The following is a 15,100-nucleotide window of genomic DNA, read 5'->3' on the forward strand; positions in this document are numbered from 1 at the left end:
GAGGGTTTTGTGCAAACAGTTAATCAAAGTGGTCGCCCCAAAGATCTAGAAAAGCGTGCTCGTATCCTACAAGCTGCTAAAGCTATTTTTTTAAAATCTGGTTATCACGGTACCAGCATGAACCAGATTGCGCAGGAAGCAGGCGTTACCAAACTTACGGTTTATAACCACTTTCAAGACAAAGCCAATCTATTTATCTGTGCGATTACGGAAACATGTGAAGAGACACTCGGCACTAAACAATTTGAATTAGATGCTTCCGTAGACTTTTATCAAGCACTTTTTAGTGTGTGTTCACGCGCCTTACAAATTATTTATTCACCTGAGGCACTAAAACTTGAACATGTATTATTTGAACTCGCAGCGGAACAAAGCCCATTAGCTGAACAATTTTTTACGGCATCTCATACTCGCCTGCAAAATGAGTTAGCTGCGTTCTTCCAAAAGGCAGCCGAATTAGGCTTTATTCAATCCGATGATCCGATTTATCAAACAGAACTTCTTTTAACTTTATTGCTTGGTGTACGCCACCATAAGGTTTTACTTGGAATTATTACTGTACCCAATGCTCAAGAACTAAATCAGATTATTCGAGATGCTCTTGACTTATTTTTCCTCAAATATCGGAATTAAACCAAAGTCCGATTGCCAAAATTTGCATCAGGTGCATGCCATCTTTTGAAGCGTTATAAGCGATTTAAATGTTATTTTTTAAGCAAAAATTCACATTTTCTTACGCTCAAAGCTTGGAATGTTCGTTAATCGCGCTATATTCGATAAGAATAAGAACAGGAGAAAATAGCATGGTTCAGCAAATCGATGCGCCACTGCGTGAGGATGTCCGCTTACTTGGCAATTTGTTAGGTGAAACCCTAAAACAACATGCAGGACAAGAACTGTTTAATCAGATCGAGCAAATCCGTGCTCTTGCCAAAGGTGCACGTGATGGTCAAGCTGAAGCCGAAAAGCAATTAGAACAATTATTTTTAGAACTGCCCGATGAAGAGCTATTACCTCTTACCCGCGCTTTCTCTCATTTTCTGAATTTTGCCAATATTGCCGAGCAATATCATGTGGTACGTAGCCGCAGACAGGCAGAGTTTGATTCGGAGGCTAATTCTCCAAATCCACTTGTTCACTTATTTCAAAAGTTTAAAGATAAAAGTATTTCGACAGAAAAACTATTCCAGCAAATTTGTGATCTTAAGATCGAATTGGTACTTACAGCACACCCAACCGAAGTAAGCCGTCGTACCCTCATTCAAAAATATGACGATATTAATGCTTGTCTTTCACAACTCGATCAGCAAAAACTTACTCCACGCGAACGTCAAAATGCGCTTGCCAACTTAAAACAACAAATTAGTTCAGCTTGGCAGACAGATGAAATCAGACAGCACCGCCCGACTCCTGTCGATGAAGCAAAATGGGGCTTTGCAACCATTGAGCAAACGCTTTGGAACGCCGTACCTAAGTTTATTCGTGAATTAAATGAGTTAGTTCAAGACAATTGCCAACAAAACTTACCACTCAATATTGCACCAGTCCGCTTCGCATCTTGGATGGGCGGCGACCGTGATGGTAACCCGAACGTTACTCATCAAATCACTCAAGAAGTATTATGGTTATCACGCTGGCAAGCTGCCGACCTTTACCTAAGAGATATTGAGAATTTACGTTGGGAGCTTTCAATTCAGGCTTGTTCTGAAGAGATGATTCAAGCGATTGGTAGTCCACACCCAGAACCTTATCGCGAGTATTTACGTGCAACACGAGAGCGTTTAAAAGCAACTCGTCATTGGTTAGCCCAGCGCCTACAAGGTTTAGAAGCAGACGATAGCAATGTCATTAAAAGTAAAGATGAGCTATTACAACCATTATTGCTGTGCTATCGCTCTTTAATTGATAGTAATCTGCCTGAAATCGCAAATGGTCAACTTCTCGACTTTATCTACCGTGTGAACTGTTTTGGTATTGAACTACTTAAACTTGATATTCGCCAAGAATCAGGCCGTCATCGCCAAGCCATTTCAGCCATTACCGAATACTTAGGTTTGGGTAATTTTGAGTCATGGACTGAACAAGCCCGTCAAAACTTCCTGATTCAGGAGCTCCAAAGCAAACGCCCGTTGCTACCCAAATATATTAATGAGCCTGAAGGTAGTTTGATTGGCCACCCAGATGTACAGGAAGTATTTGCAACTATGCGTACTTTGGCAGACCAACCACCAGAGTCGTTAGGAGCTTATATTATTTCGATGGCTGAATATCCGAGTGATGTTTTAGCTGTATTGTTATTGCAAAAAGAAGCAGGTATTCAGCACCCTTTACGTGTGGTGCCTCTATTTGAAACTTTAAAAGATTTAGATGGCGCTGCAACTACCATGAATACGCTGTTCAATATGCATTGGTATAAGCAGCACATTCAGGGCAAACACGAAGTTATGATCGGTTACTCTGACTCTGCAAAAGATGCTGGCTTCATGTCTGCTAACTGGGCCCAATACCGTGCTCAAGAAGAGCTGACTGCAATTGCTCGTACACACGGCGTACAGTTGACTCTGTTCCACGGTCGTGGCGGCTCAATTAGCCGTGGTGGTGCTCCAACCCAACAGGCACTCTTTTCGCAACCACCGGGTTCGATCTCTGGTGCAATTCGTGTAACAGAACAAGGTGAAATGATCCGCTTCAAATTCGGTCTAGAAGGTATTGCCATGCAAAACCTTGAAATCTATACCGCAGCAACACTTGAAGCGACCTTGTTACCGCCGCCAGAGCCTAAGGCTGAGTGGCGTGAACTTATGAACCGTATGACAGACCATTCCGTGAAGGTTTATCGCCAAACCGTGCGTGAAAACCCACATTTTGTGAAGTATTTACGGACTGTCACGCCTGAACTTGAATTACAAATGTTGCCACTAGGCTCGCGTCCGGCAAAACGTAAAGTGAGTGGTGGTATTGAATCTTTGCGTGCAATTCCATGGGTATTTGCGTGGACTCAAATCCGCTTGATGTTACCAGCATGGTTAGGTACAGGCGCTGCCATTAATGAAGTAATTGCCGATCAGCAAAAAGCAACACTTGATGAAATGCTCCAGCAATGGCCTTATTTCCAAACGCTCATTGATATGTTGGAAATGGTATTATCTAAAGCCGATGCCAACATTGCACTCTACTACGAGTCTCATTTAACTGAAGATGAAGATTTAAAAGTGCTCGGTAACCAATTACGTCAGCGCTTAAAAGATGCTGTTGAAACGTTACTTAAATTGAAAGATGAATCAAAGCTTCTTAGCAATAACGAGGTTCTGGATCAATCTATGCAGGTCCGTAAACCATATTTACTTCCTTTGCATCTTTTACAAGCTGAACTCATGAAACGCCGCCGTGATTATCTCGCGGAGCGTCAGGCAGAACATACCCCTGTTGACCATGCACTGATGGTGAGTATTGCAGGTATTGCTGCTGGTTTACGTAATACGGGCTAAGCTGTTTTTACCAATTGTTTGACAAAGCAGTACATCGATGATGTGCTGCTTTTTACTTGCAAAGTTCCCCATTTTTTATAAATTTTCCACGATTTTTTATTTTTTTAAATATTTTTTAAAAATCATAAAATTAATTTTTATAATAAAAAAATAACTAATTCCTTATATTTAGAATTCTTTAAATTATACCAATCGTTAAAAAATAATTACTTTTCACTCACATACTGCTCTCTAGAGATTAAATGCATTCCCAAGAAAGAGTATCATTGCACCAATTAAAGAATAACGAGCTCATTTTATGTCCAACTGGTTTCCAAAATGGCAGCCTTACCAAGGTGATGTTGACCATCGACCGGTCTCTACCAATGAATATCTCCCCCCAGTTCAAAGTGCCATTTTAGGCATCCAACATGCATTTGCTATGTTTGGAGCCACCGTTTTAGCACCATTACTCATGGGCTTTAATCCTAACCTTGCTATTTTAATGTCTGGTATCTGTACCATCCTGTTCTTCTTAATTACAGGTGGTCGTGTTCCAAGTTATTTAGGATCGAGTTTTGCCTTTATTGGTGTTGTTGCCGCAGCTACGGGGCATATCACAGGTTCAGGAGCCAATCCAAATCTTTCAATTGCGTTAGGCGGAATCGTAGCCTGCGGTATCTTTTATGCACTCATCGGTTTTATTGTGATGCTTACTGGTACACGCTGGATTGAAAAACTTATGCCACCTGTGGTGACTGGCGCAATCGTGATGATTATTGGTCTAAACCTTGCACCTGTCACCATTAAAGGTGTTGCAGGCCAACCCTTTGAAATGTGGATGGCTTTAATTACCGTACTTTGTATGGGCAGTATTGCGGTCTTTACGCGTGGTTTATTACAACGTTTACTTCTATTAGTTGGTTTGATTTTGGCTTATGCAATTTATGCCATTACGACTAATGGGTTAGGTTTAGGTAAACCAATCGATTTTAGCCAGATCTCACAGGCTGCATGGTTCGGTATTCCAAGCTTTTCACATCCTACTTTTGATACCAAGGCTATTTTAATTATCGCGCCGGTTGCACTCATTTTAGTGGCAGAAAACTTAGGCCATATTAAAGCAGTAGGTGCAATGACTGGTGAAAACCTGACGCCACAATTAGGCAAAGCATTTGTTGCAGATGGTTTAGCGACTACACTTTCTGGTAGTGTTGGCGCACCTGGCATGACCACTTACGGTGAAAACATTGGTGTGATGGCGGTTACTCGTGTGTACTCAACGATTGTATTTGTGATTGCAGGTATCTTCGCTATTTTCTTAGGGCTATCCCCAAAATTTGGTGCTGTCATTAGCACTATTCCAAGTGCAGTCCTCACAGGTGCATCTATTGTGGTATTTGGTTTAATTACTATTGCTGGTGCAAAAATCTGGATCGAAAACAAAGTTGATTTTTCTAACAATAAAAACCTGATTGTTGCTTCTGTGACGATTATTTTAGGTGCTGGTAACTTTGAATTATTGTTCGGTAATTTCAATTTAGGCGGTATCGGTACCGCAACTTTTGCAGCCATTATTTTAAACTGGTTGTTTAGTTTAAAAGATAAAACTTAAATTCAAAAAGGCAGCGTAAGCTGCCTTTTTTCATTCCGATTTAGTATGATGAATTTTTGCGTTTCAATACGTTCCTATCATGCGTTTTGATTTTTTTGATTTACAGCTAGTTCTTCATATTGTCTCGACTGGTAGTCTAACCAAAGGTGCTGACCGTTCTGCAATTTCACTTCAAGCAGCGAGTGAGCGTATAAAAAAACTCGAACAGTATTTTGAAACACCCTTATTTATTCGCCAAACCACAGGCGTAGAACTCACCACAGCTGGACATGCATTTGTAGAGCATGCTCGTCAGCTTTTAGCTCAAAAAGATCAACTCGAACAAGAAATGCAGCGCTTTAAGTCTTCTACAACTCAAGCATTAACACTTTGGTGTAACTCTTCTGCTCAAAGCGAATATTTGCCTCCTTTATTACCGCAATATCTGGTGCTTCATCCCGAAATGAGTATCGATTTGCACGAAGCAGAAAGTTCAGAAATTGTAGATGCATTAACCCAAGGAATTGCGAGCCTTGGTTTGGTCTCAAGCTTTTTTGATACTCGACATTTGCAAACGAAAGAATTTGCAAGTGATCCTTTAGTTTTGATTTGTCCTGCTACACATGAGTTAGCTCAATATCAAAAGCTAAATTTGGTAGAGGCTTTAAGCTATGGTTTTATTGGCCTTAAAGCCCATCACTCTTTGCAACAGTCCATTGAAACTCAAGCGAAATTATTAGGCTTTAATATACAGTATCGTTTGCGCCTACCTAACTTTAGTGCAATTGCTGAGGTTGTTGCCAAAGGCGTGGGTATTGCGATTATGCCTGCCCGTGCGGCGCAGCGCTTGCAATCGGATTATGATTTTCATTCCATCCAATTACTCGGCGCATGGGCAAACCGAAAACTACTTTTGGCAACACAAAATTTCAGCCAACTGTCTAGTAGTTATAAGCAATTTGCAGATTTCCTATTAGAGCATCGCCCTTAGAAATTTGGCTTAGTGCAAAATCATATAAAGCCCTAATGACACTAAACCTATAAAAAAGATACGGCGAAATAACTGCTCATTGAGTCGATAACGAATTCTTTTACCGATCCACATTCCAACGAGTGCCGCCAACAAAGCAGCAAAAGATAAACGATAGTCCAGTGTTACTCCCGACATCGGGTTATGATGTAAAAACACTGCAAGGCAAATGGTAGAGACGGTAAATGTTAATCCCAAGGCTTGTACCAGTTCGTCACGTTTTAAATGTAAAGACTGCAAATATGGCACGATAGGAATAATAATAACGCCTGTTGCTACTGTCACTGCCCCACCAATATATCCAATAATCGGCGATAACCAGCGCTCATGTTTACCTAAGTGTGGAAGTTTCTTGACGCATAATCCATAAAGCCCATATAAGGCCAACATACTTCCTAATAAAATCTCACTACTGTGCCCATGGCTTTGACTTAAAGTCGGCAAAAAGCTCCATATTGAACCAGCAACAATGCCTATAAGCAAAGTCCAGAAACGGCGAATAAAAGACCAAACATGCCCCTCAGCAAAAAGCTGCCAGACATTGGTGACCATTGAAGGAACAATGAGTAGGGATGCTGCCTGAAAAGGACTCATTGCGATGGTAAGTAAGCCCATTGAGACCGCGGGCAATCCTAAGCCGATCATGCCTTTAATCATGCCCGCAAAGACAAATACCATCATAATAATAGCTAGAAATGTCACTGTTTATCTCCGATTCCCTACATGGTTATGCTACGGAAAAAACAGGTTTTGCCCTATTCTTGTTTTTGGGAGTAGGCCTCAATTAGAAGTTGAGGCTGTTTTATATTTTTCTTCTAAAACATTGCTAAAAATGCTTTCAATCATCCAAACCCGATACAAGCTATTAAATACATAACTTTGCCCATCAATACGCAACTCTAAAACTGGTAAATCAGGCTGATGTTTATTCTTGCAAAGCGCATCATTTTGCTCCAAAACAGACGGTACATCCTGTTCGGTTAAATGCTCAATGCCAAGTTGTTGCTGTAACTGTTGGAAATGCTTCTGGAAAGAGGGATCTTTTCCTTTCGTCCAAACGGCCTGCAAAATAGTAAAAATTGTATCAAGTTGCTGATTTTCCGGCACACTATAGAAAAGTTTCGCCATCTCAAGTGTACTTTCTTCTGTAGGGCGGCAAAAAGGTGTAAAAGCAACCTCTGTACGTTTAGAAACTCGCGTTGCCAAGCTCCAGTCAAACCAGTCTCGGCCTCGATAACTCAGCGGATAAACTTTTAGCTGAATATCATAATAGTCAGCGAGCTCTTCTTTAATATAAGCAAGCAGCAACCAGCTCATTGGGTCTTCTAAAGCAATAAATACATCAAGTTCAGGATGCAGAGCCTGAATTTCATTAAGTGCTTCAGCATCATTAATCAAATGTTCACGCCATTCGATATGATTAATTAAAAAAATTGGAATACCTGTCAGTAACTTTTGTTGTTTTAAACGACGAGTTAGACGTAATAAATCATCCACTGCGTGATATTTACGTCCACCAAATTCAAAGTACGCTGCCTGTACAGGTTCATCTGTAAAAATACGTTCTGGAAAATGCTGTGGTATCTGATGCTTCACCGCCATGGCATGTAAAGTACGTAACTTTCCATATTGCTGTTGCCAAAGCATGTGAAAGATATCTTCAAGTAAATGGAAGAAGTTCTGACCTTGTAATGGGGTTCTTTTTAGTATGACAGCGGCTTGTTTTAAAGCTTCTTGGCTTGGGATTTCTGGGAACTCATCAAAAGCAAAACGATGCTGATTTGCTAAAATCTTGGCATCATTTAAACAATAATGCTGCCACTCCTCTTGCGTCATGCTGTTCGGAGGTTCAGAAGCTGTATGAGAAATAATAATTTTTAAAGGTTTAAGCTCATCACTTAAAATTTCATCTAGCTGAGACAATTGCTGAACAGCCAGATAGCTATACACATCATCAAGTCGTAAATAAATACTTAAACCATTTTCCGTGGGTAACACCGCTTGACGAGAAGGCTTTTGGTAAAACCAGCTCGATCGGATAGGGTCAAACCAACGGCGTAACAATGACATGAGTAGTGCCTCTAAAAATAAATCCTAAGCGAGATCAAAAGTTATTTTTGATCATAGTGCAAGGTGAAACAGTAGTCGAGATGGAAAAATGACTACCTAAGTTCGCGCAGAAAATATGTCATGTTATTTCGCGAGTTTCTGCGTAGGTGAAGATTTTATCACCATTTTATGGCAAACCCATAGAATGATCTGAAAACACCTTTTCCTACAAGCGGATTTTTTTTTACCAGACATAAAAAATGCACCCATAACATGATATCAATTCATCGTGTTAATGGGTGCATGTTTCCTATTCAATTATTAAAATTGAATATTTTATAGAACGCGTACAGCTCCTTTTGCCGCACTTGTAGTATGCATTGCATAAACTTTTAACGCTTTTGATACTTTACGTTTACGTTCTTCTTTCGGATGCCAGCCTTTCGCTTCTTGAACTGTACGACGGTGCGCCATAGTCGCATCATCAATATTCAAGTGAATGGTACGGTTTGGAATATCAATTTCGATGGTATCGCCATCTTCAACTAAACCAATTGCACCGCCTTCAGCAGCTTCTGGCGAAACGTGACCAATTGAAAGACCTGATGAACCACCAGAGAAACGACCATCTGTAACCAACGCACAGTCTTTTCCTAAACCTTTCGATTTAAGATAGCTGGTTGGGTAAAGCATTTCTTGCATGCCCGGACCACCACGTGGACCTTCGTAGCGAATAACAACAACATCGCCAGCTTTAATCTCATTGCCTAAAATTGCTTCTACAGCTGCATCTTGGCTCTCAAAAACACGTGCTGTACCAGTGAATTTTAAAATAGATTCATCTACCCCCGCAGTTTTTACGATACAACCATCAAGTGCAATGTTGCCGTATAAAACAGCTAAACCACCATCTTTAGAGAATGCATGTTCTGCATTACGAATTACGCCCTTTTCACGGTCGCCATCTAAAGTTGAGTAGTAACGGTTTTGTGAGAATGCAACCTGAGTTGGAACACCGCCCGGAGATGAACGATAGAACTCATAAACCTCTGCATTTTCAGTACGGATAATGTCCCACTTATCTAACGCATCTTTTAAAGTTTTTTCATGTACTGTCGGTACAGATACATCCAGTAAATTAGCACGATCAAGCTCGCCTAAAATGGCCATGATACCGCCTGCACGATGTACATCTTCCATATGTACGTCTTGTTTTGCTGGCGCTACTTTTGAAAGCACTGGTACTCGACGTGACAACTCATCAATGTCGTCCATCGTAAAATCAACTTCAGCTTCATTTGCCGCAGCTAACAAGTGGAGAACTGTATTGGTTGAACCGCCCATTGCAATATCAAGTGTCATCGCATTTTTAAAGGCAGCTTTAGTGGCAATTGAACGAGGCAAAATACTTGCATCTTCTTGTTCGTAATAGCGCTTAGCCAATTCAACAATAAGCTGACCTGCTTTTAAGAATAATTTTTTACGGTTTGCATGCGTTGCAACGATAGAACCATTGCCCGGTAAAGATAAACCTAAAGCTTCGGTTAAACAGTTCATTGAGTTTGCAGTAAACATACCTGAACATGAACCACAAGTTGGACATGCTGAACGTTCAAACTCTGCAACTTCTTCGTCGGTGTAACTATCATCAGCAGCAACAACCATCGCATCTACAAGGTCAATGGCCTTTTCATCACCACGGAATTTAACCTTACCTGCTTCCATTGGTCCGCCAGACACAAACACCACAGGAATATTTAGACGCATCGCAGCCATCAACATTCCCGGAGTAATTTTGTCACAGTTCGAAATACATACCATCGCATCGGCGCAATGAGCATTCACCATATATTCAACTGAATCCGCAATTAAATCACGTGATGGTAATGAATAAAGCATGCCGTCATGCCCCATCGCGATACCATCATCCACCGCAATTGTATTGAACTCTTTAGCAACACCACCTGCTGCCTGAATTTCTGCTGCGACAAGCTGCCCTAAATCTTTTAGATGGACATGGCCCGGAACAAATTGAGTAAATGAATTGACCACTGCAATAATTGGTTTGCCGAAATCTTCATCTTTCATTCCTGTTGCACGCCATAAGCCACGTGCGCCAGCCATATTTCTTCCGTGTGTCGATGTTTTTGAACGATAGTCAGGCATTTGTATTTCCAACAAGTTGTGCTTGAGTGAAATGACTTCCACTCTGGCTGAATGATACTGATATAGCGTTAGATCAGTCGGAATATTGACTCATCATCATAATTTGATCATTCTCCATTCTATAGAAGCAAATAATATAGGGAAAGCCAAGAACGATAATACTCAGTCAATATTTAGCAAAACTTACATGAATAATTTTTTATTTTTTTATAACCTTTTTTTATCAATAAAATTTTTTCAATAATTTTTTGTTCACTATTTAAAAACTAAAATGCTCAATCGCCATGAGTTTAGGGCTTCAAACGTTTTTCACGTATACTACTCATAAACTCTTTTTGGATTGCATTTGTGAAAATTATTTTTGCTGGCACCCCCGAATTTGCTGCAACAGCATTGGCGGCTTTATTAAAAACTTCCCATGAAATTATCGCGGTTTATACTCAACCAGACCGTAAAGCAGGCCGTGGACAAAAACTAACACCGTCTCCTGTCAAACAGCTTGCACTGGAACATAATATTCCTGTTTATCAACCGCTTCACTTCAAAGCTTCAACTGAAGAAGGCTTGGCTGCTCAACAAGAACTGGCTGCTTTAGGCGCTGATGTCATGGTGGTTGCAGCATATGGTTTAATTCTTCCACAAGCTGTGCTCGATACACCTAAATATGGCTGTTTAAATATTCACGGCTCGCTATTACCACGTTGGCGTGGTGCAGCGCCAATTCAACGCGCGATTGCAACAGGTGATGAAGAAACCGGCATTACCATCATGCAAATGGCGGCAGGTTTAGATACAGGCGATATGATGTATAAAACCTATTGTCCGATCACTACCGAAGATACTTCTGCGACTTTACATGACAAGTTAGCAGCACAAGGAGCAACAGCAATTTGTGCGGTACTCGAGTCAGAAGAAACTCTGCAAAAATATTTGGCAGAACGCGAAGTCCAAGACGAAAGCTTAACGGTCTATGCTCATAAACTCGTGAAGTCAGAAGCTCGTATTGATTGGTCTATGAATGCAGTTCAAGTAGATCGCAATATCCGTGCATTCAACCCTTGGCCAGTCGCTTTTGTTCAACTTGATGAAAATAATGCACTGCGTGTTTGGAATTCTCTAGTTTCTAGCCAAAGCAAAGCACATGCTCAAGCTGGTGAAATTATTGCAATTGATAAACAAGGCGTACATGTTGCTTGCGGTGAAAATACATTTATTTGTCTAACGAGCGTACAGTGGCCAGGTGGTAAAGCATTAAATGCTCAACAAATTGCACAAACTCAAAAACTTCATGTAGGACAGATTCTGCCATGAGTCAGGTTACTTCAAACTCATCACGTTTTAACCTGCGCGCTCAAGTCGTCCAAACGTTACTCAAAGTTCAGCAGGGCCAATCATTGGCTAGTATTTTAAATACACAGCTGAATCAAGTCGCAGAGCGTGATCGTGCGTTATTTCATGAACTTGTTCTAGGTACTTTACGCCAATGGTTCGCACTTAAGTCAATTAGTCTGCCTTTGCTCAGCAAACCTTTAAACAATGAGACAGTAGAAACTTGTTTATACGTTGGTCTTTATCAAGTTTTATGCACGCGTATTGCAGCGCACGCTGCCATCTCAGAAACAGTAGATGCGACTAAACAACTTGGTTTCCCTGCACTCAGCGGTATTGTGAATGCAATTTTGCGCCGAGCAACTCGCGAAACTGAGGACTTTCAACAAGGTTTACAGCAAGCCCATGGCTTACCAAGTTGGCTTTTTAAGCGTTTAAAAAAGGATTGGGGAGAACAAACAGAAGCTCTCTGCCAATCGTTAAAGCAAGCCGCACCTTTGACTTTACGAGTAAACCAACGCCATATTGGTCGCGATGCTTATTTAGCAAAACTACAAAGTTTAGATATTCAGGCACGTGCGTGTACTCTATCTGACGCGGGTATTATTCTTGAACAATCTGTACAAATCACACAGTTACCGGGTTTTGAACAGGGCTGGTTTTCTGTACAAGATGAACATGCACAGCTATGTGCAACCTTATTGCCTGATTTAAACAATAAAACAGTTATTGATGCGTGTGCGGCTCCAGGTGGAAAAACGGCTCATTTGCTTGAAAAATTTAAACCAGCCCAGTTAATCGCCATTGATCAGGATCCAAGTCGTTTAGTCCGTGTAACTGAAAACCTAAACCGACTAGCACTAGATCAAAGCCATACTGAAATTCTGGCAGCCGATGCAACCAAGTGGACTCCAGCCCAACCTGTGGATTGTATCGTGCTTGATGCACCTTGTTCTGCGACAGGTGTAATTCGACGTCATCCTGACATACGTCTATTGCGCCAATCTAGTGACATAGCCCAAACCATTGAGCTACAAAAGCAGATCTTAGAGCACATGTGGCAGCAACTTAAAGTTGGAGGCACCCTGCTTTACATCACCTGTTCAATTTTAAAAGCTGAAAATGAACAGCAGATGACTAGCTTCTTTGCAAAGCATACCGATGTAAAAGAAGTAAAAATTGAAGCAGATTGGGGAATTGAACAAACTCATGGTAGACAACTGTTGCCAGAAGCACAATCTGGTGATGGTTTCTATTATTGTAAAATTCAAAAAATTGCATAAAAAAAGCAGGCTTTTAAGCCTGCTTTTTTACTAGATCAGTATTAAAGAGTGTGCTGGTCTTTGACTTCTTCTAAGACTTCATCTAACTCTTCAGGATGTCTTGATAAATGTAAAATGGATAAAGCTAGTCCACCCCATACAAATACCATTGAAATTATCATCATCACGATTGCCGAAGTATTCATTATTTTATCCTCCTAGCGATCTTTCATTTTACTTAACACGATAGCAACGACTGCACAGAAAATAACACTGCCCCAGCCAAATACACCTTGTAAGCTCATACTATAAGTATCATAGCCATTTTTGATCAAATTAAAAACAGTCATAGTGAGTGTTGTTAATAGGATAAAAGTAGTAATCACGGTTAAGGTGAAATCCCATCCCTTACCCAATTGAATGGTTGAGATACGATTGACATGATCACGAAGCTCTCTAAGAGCTGAGCGCTTAAACCAAGCTACGCTAATAATTGATATCAATGCTCCCCCAATAATGCCAATGTTATTGATAAAATGGTCGACAATATCAACGAGCTTAATTGCATTTACACTTGAGAATAAAATAATTGAGACTAGAGCACTACCACCACCAATAATGGTTACCGCTTTCTTACGACTCCACTTCAACTTATCTTGCATCGCTGCAATAGGTACTTCCAAAATACTAACCATTGAAGAAATACCAGCTACAAATAATGAAGAGAAGAATAAAAGGCCGAATAGATCAGCACCAGAACCTAAACTTGAAATAATTTTAGGGAAGGCAATAAATGCGAGACCAATACCACCACTCACCACATCTTTAACTTCAGTACCTGCAGCATGTGCCATAAAGCCAAGCGCTGCAAAAATACCGATACCCGCTAAAATCTCTGTCGATGCATTCGCAAATCCAACAATAAGACCTGAGCCAGTTAAATTGGTTTTTGGTTTTAAGTAAGATGCATAGGTCACCATAATCCCGAAACCAACAGAGAGTGAGAAGAAAGTATGACCATAGGCTGCTAACCAAACTTTATAGTCCATCATGGCAGACCAGTTTGGAGTAAAGAAAGCATTTAAACCTTGTACTGCACCCGGTAAACGTAATGACTGAATCACTAAAATCGTAAATAAGATGAATAATAAAGGCATGAAAATCTTATTAGATAATTCAACACCTTTTTTCACTCCACCATATAAAATGATTAAAGTCAGTGCCCAAATTCCAACAATTGGCCAGAATAAATGGCCTACAAACTGCAAATCAAAGCCAGTCGCTTTTGTGGTTTGTAAATAGGTATTGAAGAAGAAGCCTTCCGGGTCACTTCCCCACATTTGGCCAATAGAAAAATAAATGTAGCTACCAGCCCAAGTCAGAACACTTGCGTAATACAAACCAATAATGATACAGACGCAAACCTGCCACCATCCTAGAGTTTCTCCGCCTTTAAACAAAGCTCTATACGCTTTAGGAGGCGATCCTGTACTACGATGACCTACTGCATAATCTAAAAATAGTAATGGTAAACCTGCCGTAATAAGTGCAAGTAAGTAAGGAATAAGGAACGCACCACCACCATTTTCATAAGCAACGTAGGGGAAACGCCAAATATTACCTAAACCAACAGCCGAACCAACGGCTGCGATAATAAAACCAGATCGTGACGTCCAGTTTTCACGAGAATCTGTCATAGAACACCTAATGTTAAAAGATTACTTATTTTTACTGCTTTTGTTGATTGTTATTCCGCACGCAAAAAAAGAACCAAAGAATACTTTTGTGTTTGATAGAGAATAAAAGGCACCTTTTGAGTATTTTTATTTTCATGTCAAACAAGCAAAAATAGAAAATTCTTCCTTAAAGATTTTTGTCCATTTTTTGCCCCTATATAGTTGAACAATACCCGTTTTTATTTATTTTTACTGTAATTTCCGTCTGAAATTTTACGTTTTTTAGAGATTTTGATTTAGATTGGTTATTTTTTAGCTAATATTCATGTTCTAAAACATATTATTAGAGAATATAAGCAATGATATTTTCTACCATTTAAATTATTTTCTACTTTATAAAGTAGATATATCAACCAATTTTAGATGAGTAAAATCACAGAATCTTACCGACGTATTACACAAAATTTATACTAAAATTTTTCCTAACAAGCCCCACTTTAAATCTATATTTTAATAATAAAATCAAA

The 15,100-nt window shown here is 40.1% G+C and carries 11 protein-coding genes; 6 read left to right on the plus strand and 5 right to left on the minus strand.

Going from position 1 to position 15,100, the window contains the following annotated elements; translation table 11 throughout:
* Window positions 1-9 precede the first annotated feature (9 nt).
* The 4 genes from ABLC00_RS18325 to ABLC00_RS18340 all read left to right on the plus strand — a co-directional run bounded on the left by ABLC00_RS18325 (window position 10) and on the right by ABLC00_RS18340 (window position 6,052).
* Window positions 10-633 (plus strand): TetR/AcrR family transcriptional regulator, encoded by a 624-nt coding sequence (locus tag ABLC00_RS18325; RefSeq protein WP_004885068.1) that lies wholly within the window; start codon window positions 10-12, stop codon window positions 631-633.
* A gap of 170 nt (window positions 634-803) precedes the next feature.
* Entirely contained in the window at window positions 804-3,488 is a 2,685-nt protein-coding gene (gene ppc / locus ABLC00_RS18330; RefSeq protein ID WP_033846258.1) for a phosphoenolpyruvate carboxylase, read from the plus strand.
* Between the two features lie 298 nt (window positions 3,489-3,786).
* Entirely contained in the window at window positions 3,787-5,082 is a 1,296-nt protein-coding gene (locus tag ABLC00_RS18335; protein WP_016804285.1) for a solute carrier family 23 protein, read from the plus strand.
* A gap of 79 nt (window positions 5,083-5,161) precedes the next feature.
* Window positions 5,162-6,052 (plus strand): LysR family transcriptional regulator, encoded by an 891-nt coding sequence (locus ABLC00_RS18340; RefSeq protein ID WP_006581526.1) that lies wholly within the window; start codon window positions 5,162-5,164, stop codon window positions 6,050-6,052.
* A 9-nt stretch (window positions 6,053-6,061) separates the two neighbouring features.
* Here the strand turns inward: ABLC00_RS18340 and ABLC00_RS18345 are convergent, their stop codons facing one another.
* The 3 genes from ABLC00_RS18345 to ilvD form a co-directional block, all read right to left on the minus strand.
* Window positions 6,062-6,793, minus strand: a complete 732-nt coding sequence (locus ABLC00_RS18345) for a sulfite exporter TauE/SafE family protein (RefSeq protein WP_006581525.1) — start codon at window positions 6,791-6,793, stop codon at window positions 6,062-6,064.
* A gap of 78 nt (window positions 6,794-6,871) precedes the next feature.
* Window positions 6,872-8,161 (minus strand): hypothetical protein, encoded by a 1,290-nt coding sequence (locus ABLC00_RS18350; protein WP_033846259.1) that lies wholly within the window; start codon window positions 8,159-8,161, stop codon window positions 6,872-6,874.
* 315 nt (window positions 8,162-8,476) lie between these two features.
* Window positions 8,477-10,306 carry a dihydroxy-acid dehydratase gene (gene ilvD / locus ABLC00_RS18355; RefSeq protein WP_004711295.1) on the minus strand — a complete coding sequence of 610 codons (1,830 nt, stop codon included), beginning with the start codon at window positions 10,304-10,306 and terminating at the stop codon, window positions 8,477-8,479.
* A gap of 348 nt (window positions 10,307-10,654) precedes the next feature.
* Here ilvD and fmt point away from each other — a divergent pair, with 348 nt between their 5' ends.
* Window positions 10,655-11,617, plus strand: coding sequence for a methionyl-tRNA formyltransferase (fmt, locus tag ABLC00_RS18360; protein ID WP_004885083.1), 963 nt, complete (start codon window positions 10,655-10,657; stop codon window positions 11,615-11,617).
* The gene (rsmB, locus tag ABLC00_RS18365; RefSeq protein WP_004885085.1) at window positions 11,614-12,918 is read left to right on the plus strand and encodes a 16S rRNA (cytosine(967)-C(5))-methyltransferase RsmB; all 1,305 of its coding nucleotides are present in this window, start codon (window positions 11,614-11,616) and stop codon (window positions 12,916-12,918) included. The genes fmt and rsmB overlap by 4 nt, the downstream gene beginning before the upstream one ends.
* 41 nt (window positions 12,919-12,959) lie before the next feature.
* Here rsmB and ABLC00_RS18370 read toward each other — a convergent pair whose 3' ends face one another.
* Window positions 12,960-13,103 (minus strand): methionine/alanine import family NSS transporter small subunit, encoded by a 144-nt coding sequence (locus ABLC00_RS18370; protein ID WP_002053803.1) that lies wholly within the window; start codon window positions 13,101-13,103, stop codon window positions 12,960-12,962.
* Between the two features lie 12 nt (window positions 13,104-13,115).
* Window positions 13,116-14,594, minus strand: coding sequence for a sodium-dependent transporter (locus ABLC00_RS18375; protein WP_002053942.1), 1,479 nt, complete (start codon window positions 14,592-14,594; stop codon window positions 13,116-13,118).
* Between the last annotated feature and the right edge of the window lie 506 nt (window positions 14,595-15,100).

Source organism: Acinetobacter nosocomialis (genome assembly GCF_041021905.1).
GTDB lineage: Bacteria > Pseudomonadota > Gammaproteobacteria > Pseudomonadales > Moraxellaceae > Acinetobacter > Acinetobacter nosocomialis.

Excerpts from the sequence above, each read along its gene's own strand:
- ABLC00_RS18370 (WP_002053803.1), bottom strand. The coding sequence starts at position 13,103 with ATGAATACTTCGGCAATCGTGATGATGATAATTTCAATGGTATTTGTA.
- rsmB (WP_004885085.1), top strand. The coding sequence starts at position 11,614 with ATGAGTCAGGTTACTTCAAACTCATCACGTTTTAACCTGCGCGCTCAA.
- ABLC00_RS18350 (WP_033846259.1), bottom strand. The coding sequence starts at position 8,161 with ATGTCATTGTTACGCCGTTGGTTTGACCCTATCCGATCGAGCTGGTTT.
- ilvD (WP_004711295.1), bottom strand. The coding sequence starts at position 10,306 with ATGCCTGACTATCGTTCAAAAACATCGACACACGGAAGAAATATGGCT.
- ABLC00_RS18375 (WP_002053942.1), bottom strand. The coding sequence starts at position 14,594 with ATGACAGATTCTCGTGAAAACTGGACGTCACGATCTGGTTTTATTATC.
- ppc (WP_033846258.1), top strand. The coding sequence starts at position 804 with ATGGTTCAGCAAATCGATGCGCCACTGCGTGAGGATGTCCGCTTACTT.
- ABLC00_RS18335 (WP_016804285.1), top strand. The coding sequence starts at position 3,787 with ATGTCCAACTGGTTTCCAAAATGGCAGCCTTACCAAGGTGATGTTGAC.
- ABLC00_RS18340 (WP_006581526.1), top strand. The coding sequence starts at position 5,162 with ATGCGTTTTGATTTTTTTGATTTACAGCTAGTTCTTCATATTGTCTCG.